The following is a 16,550-nucleotide window of genomic DNA, read 5'->3' as shown; positions in this document are numbered from 1 at the left end:
GCAAACAATGGTCAGAAAAGCGGGCCTTCCTTTTTATGCTGGCTTAACGGTTTTTGTAGTGGTTATCATGTTTCCATTTTTATGGGTATTCTTAGCTTCATTGAAACAACCTCAGTATTTATACGGCTTGCACGCCTTTGATCTGTTCGTACCTGGCTACACGCTGGATAACTATATAAGTGTCTTTTTGAATCATCCGTTTGGCCGATATTTGTTTAATAGTTTTGCAGTGGCTGCAATGACGATGATCTATAGTTTATTTATCGCTTCTTTTGCGGCTTATGCGATTGCCCGGCTTCATTTTTTTGGAAAATCAGTGTTCCTAGGTATACTTCTAGCGGTTTCGATGTTTCCACAGATTGCTACGATCTCGCCTATTTTTTTATTTATGCAAGCTACGGGCTTACGCAATTCGTACTTAGGCTTAATTATTCCCTATACGACTTTTGCGCTGCCGTTATCGATTTGGTATATGACTTCTTTTTTCGCTAAAATTCCAATTGAACTGGAAGAAGCGGCTAAAGTTGATGGGGCTTCTCTCCTGCAATCCTTTAGGAAAGTATTGCTGCCGTTGGCCTCGCCTGGCCTGTTTACAACTGCCATCATTGTGTTTGTTGATGCTTGGCATGAATTTTTCTTTTCATTCACGATCAATACGAAGGAAAGTATGATGACCGTACCGGTAGGCATTGCGATGTTTCAAGGGGAATTCACCTTTCCTTGGGGGGAAATCTCGGCCGCTGCGATCACTGTGACAATTCCTATTGTTTTCTTGGTGCTGCTGTTCCAAAGACGGATTATCTCAGGATTGACCTCTGGCGCAGTAAAAGAGTAAAAATACGAATAGCAGTTTGGAATCAAGAGGGAGAGTAAGCGATGAATAAACCGAATATTTTATTTCTGATCTCGCATGATACAGGCAGATATTTAGGCTGTTATGGGAAACAAGTTGAGACTCCGAATCTGAATGCGATGGCTGAAAAGGGAGTGCGCTTTGACCAGTATTTTTGCCCGGCTCCTCAATGCAGTCCCAGCAGAGGAAGCATTCTGACTGGCTTATATCCGCATAACCACGGCATGATGGGCTTGGCTCACCTTGGATTTTCTATGAATCCTGAAGTGGCCACGCTGCCCAAAGAGCTTCAAAAAAACGGGTATGAAACGGCTTTGATCGGTTTTAGCCATGAAACCATCGATGAACCAGATAGTAGGCTCACTTCCTCCACCTATAAATTAGGCTACGAACGTGTTCTGCCGGTACCGGGAGATAGAGGGCCTAACGTTGCGGAAAGAGTTGCTGAATATTTACAGGAAAAAGCTGCATATCCGGATGGTAAGCCATTTTTTGCATCCGTTGGCTTTTTTGAAACACACCGAGATTTCGACGAATACGAGGAAATCGCTGATCCTATAAGCAAGGTAGTCCCTCCGCCCTATTTACCTGATACTCCGAAGATCAGGGAAGATTTTGCGCTGCTGCATGGCTCAGTAAAGGTTTTGGACCAAAGCATTGGACGTATTTTACAAAGTTTGGAGAATACCGGACTTAGCCAAAATACGCTTGTTATCTACACAACCGATCACGGTATCGCTTTCCCGAGAGCCAAAGGTACTTTGATGGATGCCGGATTGGAAACAGCGCTAGTCATGTATTATCCTGGACGTATGGATGGAGGTAAGGTTGTAGATCAACTGTTGTGCAACGTAGACTTAATGCCGACTCTCCTCGAATTTATTGGAGCAGATGTCCCTCAAGGGATTGATGGAAACAGCTTTTTGAACCTATTAGAACCTGCGGAAAGCCGTCTGACAACCCGTGATCATTTCTTTTCAGAACTCACCTGGCATGACCAATATCACCCTATGCGGAGTGTACGGACAGAGAAATTTAAATATATCCGTAACTTTGAGGATGGCCCGGCAGTTTACTTGCCGCTGGATATACATCGAAGCCTTTCGGGAGTTGTCGTAAGAGATGAGTATTATGCGCCTAACGTTTCGGAGGAATTGTACGATTTGGAGAAGGATCCGTTTGAAAAATATAACGTTGCCAACCTTCCAGCATATGCGAAAGTTCTTATAGAGCTAAGGTCTAAGGTTGATGCTTGGATGAGCCGTACGAAGGACCCTTTGTTGAAAGGAAGCGTTATAGGAATTGCCGCTCCGGATTGGCAGGAACAGTTCGATAATGGGACTGCATATGCGTATAAAAGAAAGCCATAACCTCTGAAGATTTGAGTAAATTCTACTTGGGCTAAATAGACCGAAATCCTTAAATCAGGGTTTCGGTTTATTTAGGGAGCAAATCCAATCGGTGACCGAAACCGATCAGATAACTGATGTAAAGGTGAAACAGGGGAATGGAACCGAAGGCATGGTTTATCTACAGGGTGGAAAATTCTTGATGGGCACTGATGATAAGGAAGGCTTTCCTGCGGATGGCGAAGGACCTGTGCGTGAGGTGGAGCTGCATCCATTTTATATCGATGAAACCGTAGTAACGAATGCGAAATTCGCTAATTTTATTCAAGATACGGGGTATCAGACTGAAGCGGAACGGTTTGGTTGGTCGTTCGTATTCCATCTGTTTGTATCAGTGAAAACGAAGAGCGAGGATGCCCGCAGCTTACATGGGGTTCCTTGGTGGCTCGCGATAAATGGAGCCGATTGGCGTAAGCCAGAAGGACGGGATTCTTCCATCGAGGAACGCTGGGATCATCCCGTGATCCATGTTTCCTGGAACGATGCGGTTGTCCTAAGAAAATAAAGTATTGGACTGGAAAATAAAAGTGTTAGACCGTGAAAATATAGTTGTAGACTGAGAAAATAAAGTATTAGACTGCCGCAATTTTCATTAAGCTAACGGTCAGGATGACGATCTGCAGGGGCTTGAGCGGAGTCCCGGCCGTGGTCACGACGCCGCCGCAATACCCCAGGAAGATTAACAGCAGCGGCTCGAGCAGGCCCATAGGAGCTGGAGGAAGAACAGCAATTGGATCGAGTTCGTTGGATTAAATATTCATCACTTGTGATACAAACCCAGACCATTCATCACATAAGGACGAACAATCTTTACGAGTAAATCAGTTCGATCATTTTCCCCGTCCGTAAACCAACGATATGCAGCACCATAGATCGTTGAGCTTGTCATGGCTGAAATGATCTTTATATATTCGTAGGCTGGTAATTGGTGGTTTTCTTCTTTTAAAAATATGCTCTCAATTGTTTGCTCCAACATTTTCTTTATTTTTTCATCGACAAGTTTAGCAATAGATTTGGAATCCATTCTGCATATTCGATAAAAGTCTACAATATAGCTATGTGTCATCAAGATCAATTGATCGCATATTTCTCCTGTGAATTCCCTCGATAACATCACTTCTTCAGGGATCATCCCGTGAAAAGCCTGTTCAATTGTCTCGTCAAGCAAAGCATATTTATCTACATAATGGTCATAAAAGGTAGCGCGGTTAATCGTAGCATTCTGAGCGATATCCTTTATGGATATTGCATCAAATCCTTTACTCCGCAACAATTCACTGAATGCTTCCCTTATTAACTGTCGTGTACGCAATACCCTTGGATCCTGCAAATTCACCAAATCAAATCCCTTCTTAAACATCAAATATCCTAGAGTGTTGTTTAAGCTACTTTCCACATCATCTGCTGGTTGAAATCATAAGAGTGCGGTAATAATATTTTAAACAGCAGGTGTTGCTTAAGCAAGCTCTGACTATTTAGCTGAAGGAAGGATCATAATGGGCATTAAACAAAATAGGCTCTTGGTATTTGGTGCTGGTGTGATTGGCAGTGTCTACGCTCTCCGATTTGCACAGTACGGACTGGACGTAACAGTGTTGGCACGCGGAAAGAGATTGGATGAGCTGAAAAGGAACGGACTGCGATACAACGATAATGGAACGATAAAGCAAATACCGATCAAGACGATAGATAAGTTAGAAGATGATGACGTTTACGATTACATTTTTGTTCCCGTACGATATGATCAGGCCGAATCTGCCTTAACTGTTATTAAGAGTAATCAGAGCAAGACCATAGTCACCTTGACCAACACCATGGGATATGATCACTGGCTTGAAATCGTGGGTGATCGGTTACTCCCAGGATTCCCGGGTGCCGGTGGAGACATTAAAGAGGATGTTCTATACGCCCAATTCGGATCCGAAAAACATCAAGGAACCATTTTTGGTGAAATAAATGGACTGGTAACCGAAAGAGTAAAAAATCTTGCCAAAATATTTGAAACGGTGGATTTGCAATATGAAATCCAAAAAAACATATTGGCATTCCATATCTCTCATACTGCCTTGGCTATCGTCAACAAGCATTTCTACACAGAAGATGGAATGGTGGATGTAGAGACAGCAAAAAGTGAAAGCATTCTATGTAAGATCGCAGCTGATATTAAACAAAACATTCAACTGGTAGAACACGCTGGAATACCGGTAATCCCACCCGAAACGAAGGTGATGGGAGAATTGCCAGACAACGATATTATTTCTCGTTATCGTCAGATGTTGAGTAATGACTTTATCATTGATGTTAAGCTTGGAAATCATGCCGTAAATCAAAAAGCAGAAATCATGTTGTTGGATGAGACGTTTCACAAAGAGATGTCACAACGATGATATTAAAGCTTTTCATGGGGGTCTCAATAAGCTCCAGTTCTTTTCATTTATCCATACTTGATCATTCGCAAAACCATACTGTCGTGCTGTGCTGGGCGCCGTTGGAAATATGTTTTAAACTTATATTCCAAGATCGTCGGCCTCCTTGGTTTCTCCGGGCATTACGACGGGGAACGTTAGTTCAATGAAAAAGCGACAGTCTAGGACTTTATTTTCTGGTCCATGGCTGCTGCTGTTCCGTTTTTAGGGGTCAGTCTAATACTTGTTTTTCAGAGCCTGACAGTTTTGCAATTCGAAAAACCGCACGAATTCAATACATCCAGTCTAATACTTTATTTTCGCTGAACAGCGGTTGCATATGGCAAGTGGGCAGGGAAACGATTGCCCACGGAGGCAGAGTGGGAATATACCGCAAGAGGCGGTTTGGTGCAAAAAACATATCCATGGGGAAACCTGTTGATGCCGGTTCAACAGCATATGTGCAACATTTGGCAGGGGCTCTTCCCATATAGAACGACGCTTCAGACGGCTATGCCGGAACGGCGCCAGCGAAGTCATTCCCACCGAATGGTTACGGCTTATACAATGTGATTGGAAATGCATGGGAATGGTGCTCAGACTGGTTTACGGTTAATCCAGATCAATATGGATTCATAAATCCGAAGGGCCAAAGTAAGACATTTAAAGTTGAGTAAATAATGATTTTCTGATAATATCTATCGGATTAGTTAAAAATAACGTTGACGAAGTTTAATAAAGGATGGTAATCTATGAATAGTAAATCACTATTCTTATTATTCGCATTGACTAACTATGTTATGGGTATTCTATTTTTCTATATGTTTGGAATGTGACTACCGTTTGCACGGAGACGTTCTTTTCTCTACCCAGAGAAGAGTGTCTCTTTTTTTATTTCAAAGAGGAGATGAATGTTATGGTCGAACCACTATTGAAAATCGAAAATTTAAACAAAACATTTCAGTCAATCAAAGGGTCTGTTCAAGCGCTCCATAATATCCAATTGCAAGTGAAAGAAGGAGAATTTATTACAGTCATTGGTCCTAGCGGCTGTGGCAAAAGTACATTACTCAAAATTATTGCAGGATTGGACATTTGATCAAGGGACCGGGCATTGATAAGGGTTTCATTTTCCAAGAACCACGATTATTTCCATGGCTGACTGTAGAAAACAATATAGCTGCCGACCTCTCGCTAAGAAATGCTGAAGTCCGCAAGAAAGTTGATGAACTGATTGGGCTTGTTCGATTAGAAGGATTCCAAAAATCATTCCCCAGAGAACTTTCCGGTGGGATGGCTCAGCGTGTGGCGATAGCCAGAGCGTTACTACGAAATCCAAAGGTCCTGCTGCTCGATGAACCGTTCGGGGCTTTGGATGCTTTTACGAGAACACACATGCAGGAAGTGCTGATTGATATTTGGCAAAAAAATAAGACGACGATGATTTTTGTGACGCATGACATCGATGAGGCCATCTATTTAGGCAATTGGGTGGTCATCCTCAAACCGCGTCCCGGCGAGATTCGGAATATAGTCTCCAGTGATTTGCCGATACCCCGAAAAAACAACCACATCGTTTCAAGAACTGCGTTTAAAAGTACTTAGTGAATTTGAAAAAATTGAAGAGCTGGAGTTAGTAGACAGTTCCGGTATTTAGTTCGAAGGGGGAATTGCTATGAGCCAACAAGGATAATGGGCAGTGGGCGATTCGAACATTGTTCAGAAACCTAATCTGTCTGACAAACAACGGAGGTTTAAACAACAGTTAAACCGAACTTAACGGCTTTACACCTGACTTGAACAAGAAAGTCACCCCAATTTCAACAATCAAGGATGTTTACCGACGATGGCGTTAAACTGCTTGACGGTACGAAGAAATTCTTAGTTGAAGAGAAGCTGGCGGGAAAAGATTTTGATCTGAATCAGTGGATTTTAAAATAATTGGTTACCAGTGGTAACGAAAGGAAAACGATGAACATGGCGACAACCATACAAACAGGTTATCAAGCTGCAATTACGCAAGAAGTTGAAGAAAATCGGAAAGCTGATTATCCGGTACACTCCATTTTTCTTAATCGCTGGTCATCCCGTGCATTCGAGCCAAAGGAGGTTACGGATGAGACAATTTATACGATTCTTGAAGCAGCCCGTTGGGCGCCGTCCGGAAGCAATCTGCAACCTTGGAGGTTTATCGTTGCAAAAACAGAGTCACAGAAGCTGAAGTTCCAAGAGTTTATTAAGCCGAATAATCGCTTGTGGACGGATGATGCACCTGTTTTGCTGCTTATCATCTCCAACAAGCTTCGTCAGGATGGTGAATTGAACGGCGCACACGCGTTTGATGCCGGTGCCGCTTGGGCGTCGATTGCCTTTCAGGCGCATTTATTGGGTCTAGCGACACGAGCTGTAGGCGGATATGACAAGGACAAAGCGCGCGAGGTGCTCCATGTTCCTGCAAATTATGAGCTGCATGCAGTTATTGCGCTTGGATATCGTGGACCGCGCGAAACGCTGCCGGAAGCTCTGCAAGAGCGTGAACTGCCAAATGGCCGTAGGTCACTAGACGAGAGCATTATTGAAGGTTCTTTCTAGTTGCATGAGGCATTGGAATCGGCAGTTCGCTGCTTTGCTTACCGTACAACTGCTTGTATCAACGGCACATGGAATGTTTATTCCGCTGCTGCCAAGCTTCCTGCATGATGTGGGGCATGTTAGCGGTTATTCGCTCTATTTGTGGTCGGGAACGGCATTCTCCGCAAACTTTATTGCGATGATGCTTGCGATGCCTTTTCTCGGACGCATTGGCGACCGTTACGGACGTAAACCCATTATGCTTTGGTCTGGCTTCGGAATGGCCATAGTCACAGCGCTTATGCGACTTGCTTATGAGCCATGGCAGCTAGCTCTGTTGCGATTTGTGCAAGGCTGTTTTACAGGAATACTGCCGTTCGCAATGGTTCTTGTACTGATTGGTGCTTCGGAAAGAAAGGTTGGCGTCTCAGCTGGGACGATGCAGATGATGGGGGAGACGGGCTCATTAATCGGCCCACTTATAGCCTCATCTCTGCTTTCTTTTGTATCGGTGCAAAGTGCGTATCCAGCGATGAGTCTATTTATTTTGCTAGCGGCCGTATGCGTTTTACTTTTCGTAAAAGAAGGTCCCCGCAGCACGATAGTTAAGACAAGGGATCGGAGCACTATGCTAACCGACTGGAAGCAAATATGGAAAATGAAGCCCTTACCATCTCTGCTGCTCAGTGCGTTATGCGTTAATTTCGCACTTGTTGGAATGAACCCCGTCATGCCGTACTATGTTATGCAGGCTACGCATACCTTCACATTCTTGAACGAACAGTGGCTCCTCGGTGTTACTTTATCGGCGACTTCATTCGCAGTCATTGTGTTTTCACCGTTCCTAGGCTCGCTCTCTGACCGTGTTGGTCCAGTTCTGCTTCTTAAAGTGGCAACGGGGACTGCCGTATTACTTTGCTTCGTGCAAGCAGTAACGCATATATATCCGGTTATTCTTGTTTGCCGATTTATCCTCGGGTTGTGCGTTGCTGGCATGATGCCAAACATCCAGGCCCAGGTCAGGAGTATGGTTCGTAAAGGGATGGAAGGACAAACGTTTGCCATGGTAAATTCGTGGATGTTCTTTGGCAGCTTGTCAGGTCCGTTAGTAGGTGGTGTTATCATTGCTCGTTTCGGGATTAGCGCTTGGTTTGCTGCGGCAATGGTCGTCTATGCGATTAGTTGCTGGCAAGCGTTTCGAATTGGCATCGTTCAGTCGCGTTAAGCCAAAATGGAGTTAGCATCTTCTGGCACGTAAGCTTTATTATCGATTTAATTTTCATACTTCTCATAAATACAGGAGTCACAATATGAACTTTTGCTGAACCATCCTGCTGAGGTTGTTTTTTGTTTTTTTAAGTTATTTACGTGAATGTGAACAGGGAGGATAAAGAAAGTGTAACAGAGATGTCAGTCCTCGTGACAACTGGCAGGACCAAAAGGCGTATGAGTAAGCTGCTTAGGAGTAGGTGAAATTTTTTACTTACAAATTTTGAGTAATTTATCGATGTGTGAGAAGAGAATTATTTCTGCTGGTCCTCATGCTGGTCCTCAGCAAAAGGATTGAAATAAATCATTTGCGCCAATGATCAGACTATCTACAAACTATTGGAGGACCAAGATTACGTTGCTTCGTGTTCACAACCTCAAAAAATTCGACAATACAGGGGAAGATCTCGAGGATTTGATCTCGATCGGGACGATTGGATTGATCAAAGCTATCGAGTCGTTTTCGCCGAACAAAGGCACGAAGCTCGCGACATTCGCCGCTCGCTGTATCGAGAACGAGATATTGATGCATCTTCGTTCGCTGAAGAAAACGCGTAAAGATGTGTCCTTGCATGATCCCATCGGAACGGACAAAGAGGGGAACGAGATTACGTTGATCGACATCCTCGGAACAGAAGCGGATGATGTCGTGGATAAGGTGCAGTTGAAGATAGAAAAAAGTAAAATTTACCGCAATCTGGAAATCTTGGATGATCGCGAGAAGGAAGTCGTCGTTGGCCGGTTTGGTCTGGAACTTGGCGGGGAAGAGCGGACGCAGCGGGAGATTGCGAAGGAGCTGGGCATTAGCCGCTCCTATGTGTCTCGGATTGAGAAGCGGGCGCTGATGAAGCTGTATCATGAGTTTTATAAGGCGAAGCGGTAAGGTTACGAATCGGATACTTCATTTATTTGGACTCTGTGCAAGTAATGGAGGTGAAGGTTATGACGTTAATCCATATCGAGAATGCAAGTAAATATTATACGATGGGCGAGGAAACCATTAGAGCGTTAGATGACGTCTCGTTAGATATTGATCATGGAGAGTTCGTAGCAATCATGGGACCGTCAGGTTCCGGCAAATCCACGCTGATGAACATCATCGGGTGTTTGGATATTGTTGATAAAGGAATTTATGACCTAGATGGTCAAGCAATAAAAGTGCTTAAGGATTCTCAGCTTGCTGAGATTCGTAATCAGAAGATTGGATTTGTTTTTCAAAGCTTCAACTTACTGCCGAGATTAAGTGCCTATGAGAATGTGGAGTTGCCTTTGATCTATCGGGGAATGAGTAAAAAGGAAAGAGAGCCTCTCGTTTTACATGCACTGGAATCGGTGGACTTGCTGGATCGTAAGAAGCATTTTCCATCAGAGTTATCTGGCGGGCAGCAGCAGCGTGTTGCTATTGCGCGAACGTTGGCAGGTGATCCTCCGATTATTTTGGCGGATGAACCTACGGGAGCGTTAGATTCGAAGACAGGTGTGGAGATCTTAAACATTTTTAAGAGATTAAATGCACAAGGTCGGACGATTATTTTGATTACCCATGACTTATTAATTGCGCAGCAGGCGAAGCGGATTGTGAGGTTTCGGGATGGGCGGTTGTTGGAGAGTGTTTAAAATTGCAGTATTCGATAAATAATATGAAATTATACTTGAAGCATACTGGATCAGTGAATTTATCATTGATTAAGTATGCTTTTTTTGCATTCACAGTAATTTAGAAGGCTGTTTGGGCAGAGGAAGCACAGTGTCTTCTTGGATCGAAGAAGCTGTGAACAAGGCAGTTGAAGCAGGTTTAATGGAGGATAAAGTAGAGCAAATCTTTGATTCGAAGTCCGAAGCTTTACGCAAATATCGAAATGATTGCGTTAAAGCTGAGTTATATGGAACGTACGTATTTTTCAAGATTATTTAAAAAGTACTTTGGGGTTGGGAAGTCAGAGCATTATCATGCTGAAACATTCATTTGGATCAGAATCAGGATTGGAACTGCAACTTGATTTGAATATATAGACCGTTGAACGTATAGTGCTGTCTCGTCAAGTTTCGGAGATATAGTTGCTGAATGCCTCTTGTCTTGTGATGCTCGAAGTCAACCACAACAAACAGGAAGTTATGTTCCTCTAGGAACCTAGTGACGGGGGAGATAGTAATGACCTGTAGACTCGAAATCATCATCGGTTGTTTATTAGTAGCTTCCTCAATGAAAGGCCTTCAAACCTTCTTGAGTATGATAAACAGTGAAGCTTTTGCCGTAAGGCTGGCCCTGACTTTCTCCTTTCGCAATATCTAGACCAGCAACAGGATTCATAAGATCACCTTCGCTTGAATGTATTTGCCGGCTGCCCTTAGTCCCGCTTGTAGTGTCATAGCTTAGCTTGTTATTCGAGATCAATGTCTCAACCAGCCTCAAACATATTTCTACAAGTAGGGGTGAACAGTTTAGCACAATGGTTGAAGCTCCACGGACAAAGACGTTCTATCCCGGCTACCCGTACTAAACCCCTTAATGAAAAAGAGTTCAACCATTAAATACTGGCTGAACTCATAATACGAAACATTCCTAATCTTCGTTTCTATAGTCATTTTTTAAGCAACTTGATTATTTGCCTAAAACTATCTGGAACTGTTGGACCGCTATCACTTTTAAGTAATTCTGTATCAACGCGGCTAAATATCGTTGTAGTACATTTATTCGCTGAGCGTCCTTAATTGCATTCTCATTTTTAAACTCTGTTAGCAAAAGCAACATTACTGGTGGTCGGCAACAAGTGGCTGAGCTTTTTGATAGATCTGTTCCATGGCTTGTAACATTTCGGTTGGAGCTTCATGGTTTTGATACCATCCCTTACGAACCATATACTCCAGCACTTCGAAAGACTGATGAGAACACATCTTGAAAGAATCTTCCAAAAAAGAACGCAATTGTGGTACAGAGCAATTAAAAGTTGACCATGCATTGTCTTTACCAGCACGATTTAAAGTGAGTAAGTACGCCGTAGCAATCGACCGATCGTCCAGTTCGAATAATTTGGTTTGAGGTTGTATGGCTTCATATTTTTTAGTAGCGTTCATAGATACTGATGTGGTTTTTAATGGAGGGAAATTTAATTGATCCGTGGATCCGTTGGGTAGAGAAGCGAATTCGACCTTAATATTGTAATCCTGTAAATGAGTGGAAAGGTGACTTGTGATCAAATTCTTTAACTCTTTATCTTTAACTTGATGGATGAACAATGCCATGCAATTTATTGTCTTGGTACAACTCATAAGTAGTTCGTTCAATTCATTGGCTTCTTGAATACTAAGCTTCATTTAACGCACTCCCTTAAAATTTTCGTTGAACCATATTCTATCTAATTACTCATTTTTTATGCTCATCTGGTTTATCTGTGTTCTGGAGTTAAAAATTTATTCAATTTCTGCAATGGGGCTAACTATCAAATATTTACTGTATATTTATACATACACCAAATTCCAACGTATTCTGCAACAACAAAAATGGAATCGTGTGGGGTTTACAGGCTCTGTTATCTAATTAAATATTAAAATATAGATCACAATGCTGCAGAATATTATGATCCTTAAGGAAAATTAGTCGAGTAGCTCAGTATTATACTTGTTGATTTCAGCTTGAATATCCGGACTTAGCAATTCATACATCTTTCAATGATTCGGTAGATAATTGGCCGACAGTCTCAACCCGCAAGATTTTAGACATATTCGACTATTCGACTCAATAGGCACAAATTCTATGGGTGAGAATAAAATGCATCTAAGTAGGCGAAAATGGAGAAAAAGGAAATGAAGGTGAGCAAATGAAACAACGAAATGATGACTTGATGATCCCCGAAAATGACGCAATTTTAGCAGAAATAACACTTAAGCATATCCGTCAAGGAAGTTACGAATTAAAGGCATTTTCAGAAGCTGCCGAGCGTATTGGAAGCAGTATCAGCGCGTGTTCATTCAGATGGAATTGTTTAGTTAGAGAAGGACATGAAGAGGCAATTAATGCGGCTATAGCTGAACGTACACAACAAAGAAATAGCGTGCGATACAAATCAGGAACTTTATTTCTGATAAGAAATCGGGGTAATGTTTAAATGATCAAAAAGCCACTTGCCAAAGTGGCTTTTTTCGTCTGACAAATGGGAAATTGTTAGTACCTCCATATCCATGATGAGTTTAGATGATTGACAAAATTTAAAATCACATGTATTCTTAATACAAGTAAACCAATCGGAATTAAATAATGTGAGGGTGATCTCTATGTTTTTACTTAAAGAAATTGTATGCAGTTTTTTGCTATGCGTCGCATTCCTTTGTTATTTTAAGGAGTTTAAGCAAGATGATTGGCGATCGGAAGGGTAATAGGCTAATGTGAGGCAGTCCTATAACAAAAAAACGGCAATCCATCAGATTGACGGCTACCGTTATTGTCGAACACCTTATTTAAATATTGATGAGTTAGAATTAGTAAAAAACGGTAATAAGTACTTGCCCCAGTATTGTCAGCGCAACAAATCCCACAATAGCCATAACAATGGTGTTTCTTCCTACTTTTTTGAAGTCAGTCATGTTGATACTCAGTCCAAGTCCTGCCATTGCAATAGACATTAAGAATACGCTTGCCGCTATCAAGAAGTGAATAACTGAAGAAGGCAGTAGGCCAGTCGTGTTTACCAAACTCATAGCTAAAAAGCCGAAGATGAACCAAGGAATGGGTAGGTTTTTCAAACTCTTTTTATCCGTTTCTGTTCGCTCGCCTGTACGGTAGAAGTAACCCAATATAAGAGCAACAGGGATCAGAAGAGCCACTCTGCCAAGTTTGACTAGAATAGCTGTCTCGCTGCTTATATCTCCGCCGGGAACTCCAGCTGCTATGACGTGTGCCAGTTCATGCAGCGTAGAACCTGCAAAAACTCCGTAAGTATAAGGATCAAGCCCTAAATAGGGGTATAAAAAAATATAAAAAACAGTCCCAATAGTACCTAAAATCGCTATAGAAGCAACGGATATTGCCGTTTGCTCTTTTTTGGCGCCTATTAATGGAGCGACAGCGACAATGGCAGCAGCCCCACAAACCGCGGTGCCAACGGCAATTAATACGGTAAAAGTCTTATCCACGGACAACCATTTCCCCAAAAGGATCATGATAGTCAGGGTAAATACAATTACGATCATATCGATCAGCACAACTGAAAGCCCTGCTTCCCAAATTTGACTGAAATTCAGACGAACTCCCATCAAGATGATGCCAGCCCGAAGCAAGAACTTACTGCTGAACGTAATGCCAATACTAGCATCCGTAGGGATATCCATCACGGATTTCCATAAGACACCAAGCATGATGGAAATAATCATAATTCCCATTATGGAAAAGAAGGGAACTTCAGCGATACGGCCAGCCAATACAGCCAGTGTTACCGTTAATGCAAGTCCTTTCAGAGGCTTTTTCCAACTGGCCGTATTACTTACAATGGTTGTTCCGAGAGGACCAGGCTGTGTATTAGGAATCTGCAAAACTAACATCTCCCATCGCCAAATTTCGTTTTACAATTTAACTAGAGCGGCTTAATAGATTCATTGATCAGCAGGTTCGCTTTCTTCCATTAAGCTGACCGGTATTCCTTCAAGTTCGAGTTCAAGGAGAAGGGTTCTTTCCACACTGCTAAGATGTTCGAACATCCTAGAGCGCGCCAGTTTTGTGTTTCTTTGAATTAAGGCCTCAGCGATTAACATATGCTCCTTAAGAGATTGTTCAACCCGTCCCGGAATTTTTATGGATTGCATCCTGCTTTCCCGCAGCAAATCAATCAAATTCGTCATTACCCGGATGACAACTTCATTACCAGCCGCCTCTGCGACCGACAGATGGAACTGCTGATCGGTTTCAGACAAAAACTTGTCACGTTCTTCTTTGGTTTGAAACTGTTGCTCCACGATAACTTTATTGTAACAGTCTCGTGTCGTTTCGTAGATTTGTTCCAAGAAGTCTGACGTTCCCCGCTTAGCCGCTTTGGCGGCGCTCTCCGTTTCAATCATCTTTCGAACTTCGAATAATTCATAAATCGTGTCGGTTTGCAGAAACAAATAGGAGGCCAAGTTGTCAAGACGCGCGCTATGGTCTGCAACAAAAACGCCGTGTCCCTGACGAATGTTAAGTAAATTCATGGCAGATAAAATTTTGAACGCTTCCCGAATGGTTGGCCGACTGACATTCATCATTTCCGCCAACTCACGTTCAGAGGGAAGCTTATCACCCGGTTTAAGCTGACCGGAAGCGAGCAGTTCATGGATATGATCGACCACTTTGCGTGAAAATGTTTTACGTTCCTCATTAATTGATTTAAACAAGCATACCAACCTTCTTTCTCTTAACCCTGTACAAGGGACAGACGTAACTTCGTGAATGAACGGCTCCATTATAGCAAAATAGCGATCTAAAGACATCCATTTCACGATATTCGGAAGGATGAAGCTCACAAATACATGTATAGTTGGATACCTCGAAGGGCATCCAACTATGATGTATTGCTGTGTATGTGAACTCAGGTATCTTAAGCGCTTCTATACAGCTTGGTCATAACAAATTCTTTATGTCCAAGCGCTTCTGCAGCAGTCAAACGGCCGTTTACAACACGGCAGAGGTAATCCATCAGCAGATCGCCAGCTTCAGTTAAATTGATTTCACGAGATAACAGACCACTACAGTCAACATCGATATGCTCACTCATTGTTTTTACTGTTTTTGGATTTGCTGTAACTTTGATAACGGGTTCAATCGGATTGCCGATAATATTGCCTTGTCCCGTAGGGAAGAAGTGGAGAACCGCCCCACCTGCGGCCATAAGCGTGATGCACTCTGCGGCAGCGGACGATGTATCCATAAAGTAGAGCCCAGGCCCGTTTTGCGGCATTTCACCTGGTTCAAGAGCACCAATTACAGGCTTGCTGCCTGTTTTCTCGATATTGCCAAGTGCTTTTTCCTCGATCGTTGACAATCCGCCGGCAATGTTACCTTGCGTCGGTTGAGAACCCAGCAGGTCAACTCCTTGGGATTTAATTTCCGTAATGTAATCATCGTAAATGGACATAAACTTATTGCGGACTTCTGAAGTTGCACAACGATCAGCAATCAGATGCTCGCCGCCTGTCAACTCTGAGGTTTCCCCGAAGAATACAGTTGCACCGGCATCGACCAGACGGTCAACGGCTTGACCGACAGTAGGGCAAGATCCTAGACCTGTAGTGGTATCAGACTCACCGCATTTAATGCTAACCTTTAGCTCGCTTAATTCGATAGGTTCACGCTGCAACTCGGAAGCCCATTGAACGAATTCTTTTGCTTTCCACGAAGCTTGACGAATGATTTCCAGATCTCCGGTTCCTTCGATGGAGAAACAGGCAACTGGCTTTCCGGTTTTGGCAATACCATCAGCAATGACTTTGGTCCAATTCGGTTCAATCCCGATGACGATCACTGCAGCTACGTTTGCATTGGACCCTGTACCGATCATGGTGCGGAAATGCAGTTCTAGGTCTTTGCCATATTGAAGGCGCCCGTACGCGTGGGGAAGGGACATAACGCCCTGAATATTGCGAGCTACCGCTTCACAAGCCGTATTGGAAATATCGTCTACAGGAAGAATAATTACATGATTGCGAATACCTACATCGCCGTTTTCTCTACGATAACCATAAAGTTGTTTTGTCATCTTCTACCACCTCAAAGTTTTGATATTGTGGGTATGGACATAATCACCGATTTTGAAACCGTCTGGCGCATAACCGATTGGCAAGCCATATTCCAGAACATGACCTTTTGGAGCCAACTCGGCTATAGATACTTTATGACCAAGAGGGATAGAGCTATTGGCTATAACCTCAATGGTTGATTCGTCATCCATATAGACGCCGATCACTTTCTCGCCGGATTCGATGTCCGATGTAGCCACACCGACATGATCACCTTGTTTGTGAATTAGAAACTTGTGCATCGTGTTAGCCTCCTTGAAGGGGGATTGTTAGTACCTATCA

17 protein-coding genes and 2 pseudogenes are annotated in these 16,550 nt (G+C 42.9%); 13 read left to right on the top strand and 6 right to left on the bottom strand.

Annotated elements, in window-relative coordinates:
* Nucleotides 1-7: 7 nt before the first annotated feature.
* The 3 genes from ASG85_RS28665 (at nt 8) to ASG85_RS28655 (ending at nt 2,767) form a co-directional block, all read left to right on the top strand.
* On the top strand, nt 8-835 hold the full coding sequence (locus ASG85_RS28665; RefSeq protein WP_057305964.1) for a carbohydrate ABC transporter permease: 828 nt from the start codon (nt 8-10) through the stop codon (nt 833-835).
* A gap of 41 nt (nt 836-876) precedes the next feature.
* Nucleotides 877-2,223: a sulfatase gene (locus ASG85_RS28660; RefSeq protein WP_060648493.1), complete on the top strand. Its 1,347-nt coding sequence runs from the start codon at nt 877-879 to the stop codon at nt 2,221-2,223.
* 91 nt (nt 2,224-2,314) lie between these two features.
* On the top strand, nt 2,315-2,767 hold the full coding sequence (locus tag ASG85_RS28655) for an SUMF1/EgtB/PvdO family nonheme iron enzyme (RefSeq protein ID WP_057305962.1): 453 nt from the start codon (nt 2,315-2,317) through the stop codon (nt 2,765-2,767).
* A 255-nt stretch (nt 2,768-3,022) separates the two neighbouring features.
* On the opposite strand, the gene ASG85_RS28650 is transcribed toward ASG85_RS28655, so the two are convergent.
* On the bottom strand, nt 3,023-3,598 hold the full coding sequence (locus ASG85_RS28650; RefSeq protein ID WP_235550242.1) for a TetR/AcrR family transcriptional regulator: 576 nt from the start codon (nt 3,596-3,598) through the stop codon (nt 3,023-3,025).
* 160 nt (nt 3,599-3,758) lie between these two features.
* Here ASG85_RS28650 and ASG85_RS28645 point away from each other — a divergent pair, with 160 nt between their 5' ends.
* From ASG85_RS28645 to ASG85_RS40010, 9 genes and pseudogenes are all read left to right on the top strand, one after another.
* Nucleotides 3,759-4,649, top strand: a complete 891-nt coding sequence (locus ASG85_RS28645) for a ketopantoate reductase family protein (protein ID WP_057305960.1) — start codon at nt 3,759-3,761, stop codon at nt 4,647-4,649.
* Nucleotides 4,650-4,997: 348 nt separating this feature from the next.
* Nucleotides 4,998-5,299 (top strand): annotated as a pseudogene (locus ASG85_RS37345) (SUMF1/EgtB/PvdO family nonheme iron enzyme); the annotation flags it as partial.
* A gap of 284 nt (nt 5,300-5,583) precedes the next feature.
* A pseudogene (locus ASG85_RS28640) lies at nt 5,584-6,324 on the top strand (ABC transporter ATP-binding protein).
* A gap of 320 nt (nt 6,325-6,644) precedes the next feature.
* On the top strand, nt 6,645-7,259 hold the full coding sequence (locus tag ASG85_RS28635; RefSeq protein ID WP_057305959.1) for a nitroreductase family protein: 615 nt from the start codon (nt 6,645-6,647) through the stop codon (nt 7,257-7,259).
* A 4-nt stretch (nt 7,260-7,263) separates the two neighbouring features.
* Nucleotides 7,264-8,463, top strand: a complete 1,200-nt coding sequence (locus ASG85_RS28630; protein ID WP_057305958.1) for an MFS transporter — start codon at nt 7,264-7,266, stop codon at nt 8,461-8,463.
* A gap of 360 nt (nt 8,464-8,823) precedes the next feature.
* Complete coding sequence (gene sigK / locus ASG85_RS28625) at nt 8,824-9,390, top strand: RNA polymerase sporulation sigma factor SigK (protein WP_082588268.1); 567 nt, start codon at nt 8,824-8,826, stop codon at nt 9,388-9,390.
* 59 nt (nt 9,391-9,449) lie between these two features.
* Nucleotides 9,450-10,124 carry an ABC transporter ATP-binding protein gene (locus tag ASG85_RS28620; protein ID WP_060648492.1) on the top strand — a complete coding sequence of 225 codons (675 nt, stop codon included), beginning with the start codon at nt 9,450-9,452 and terminating at the stop codon, nt 10,122-10,124.
* Nucleotides 10,125-10,254: 130 nt separating this feature from the next.
* Nucleotides 10,255-10,422, top strand: a complete 168-nt coding sequence (locus ASG85_RS39475; RefSeq protein WP_235549377.1) for a hypothetical protein — start codon at nt 10,255-10,257, stop codon at nt 10,420-10,422.
* Nucleotides 10,367-10,507 carry a hypothetical protein gene (locus tag ASG85_RS40010; protein WP_414858799.1) on the top strand — a complete coding sequence of 47 codons (141 nt, stop codon included), beginning with the start codon at nt 10,367-10,369 and terminating at the stop codon, nt 10,505-10,507. The genes ASG85_RS39475 and ASG85_RS40010 overlap by 56 nt, the downstream gene beginning before the upstream one ends.
* Before the next feature lie 751 nt (nt 10,508-11,258).
* On the opposite strand, the gene ASG85_RS28610 is transcribed toward ASG85_RS40010, so the two are convergent.
* Nucleotides 11,259-11,822, bottom strand: coding sequence for a spore coat protein (locus tag ASG85_RS28610; protein ID WP_057305955.1), 564 nt, complete (start codon nt 11,820-11,822; stop codon nt 11,259-11,261).
* A 503-nt stretch (nt 11,823-12,325) separates the two neighbouring features.
* Between ASG85_RS28610 and ASG85_RS28605 the strand changes: the two genes are divergently transcribed.
* Nucleotides 12,326-12,613, top strand: coding sequence for a hypothetical protein (locus tag ASG85_RS28605; protein ID WP_057305954.1), 288 nt, complete (start codon nt 12,326-12,328; stop codon nt 12,611-12,613).
* 370 nt (nt 12,614-12,983) lie between these two features.
* On the opposite strand, the gene ASG85_RS28600 is transcribed toward ASG85_RS28605, so the two are convergent.
* The 4 genes from ASG85_RS28600 to ASG85_RS28585 all read right to left on the bottom strand — a co-directional run bounded on the left by ASG85_RS28600 (nt 12,984) and on the right by ASG85_RS28585 (nt 16,510).
* Nucleotides 12,984-14,033, bottom strand: a complete 1,050-nt coding sequence (locus tag ASG85_RS28600) for a YeiH family protein (RefSeq protein ID WP_235549376.1) — start codon at nt 14,031-14,033, stop codon at nt 12,984-12,986.
* A gap of 60 nt (nt 14,034-14,093) precedes the next feature.
* Nucleotides 14,094-14,867, bottom strand: coding sequence for a FadR/GntR family transcriptional regulator (locus ASG85_RS28595; protein ID WP_057305953.1), 774 nt, complete (start codon nt 14,865-14,867; stop codon nt 14,094-14,096).
* Between the two features lie 203 nt (nt 14,868-15,070).
* A complete protein-coding gene (locus ASG85_RS28590) occupies nt 15,071-16,228 on the bottom strand; it encodes a UxaA family hydrolase (protein WP_060648490.1) in 1,158 nt (385 codons plus the stop codon).
* A gap of 3 nt (nt 16,229-16,231) precedes the next feature.
* A complete protein-coding gene (locus ASG85_RS28585) occupies nt 16,232-16,510 on the bottom strand; it encodes a UxaA family hydrolase (protein WP_057305951.1) in 279 nt (92 codons plus the stop codon).
* Nucleotides 16,511-16,550 lie beyond the last annotated feature (40 nt).

Origin of the sequence: Paenibacillus sp. Soil724D2 (genome assembly GCF_001427935.1) — a bacterium.
Lineage (GTDB): Bacteria > Bacillota > Bacilli > Paenibacillales > NBRC-103111 > Paenibacillus_E.
Note: the sequence above shows the minus strand (reverse complement) of the source record. Positions and strands in the feature narration are given on the sequence as shown.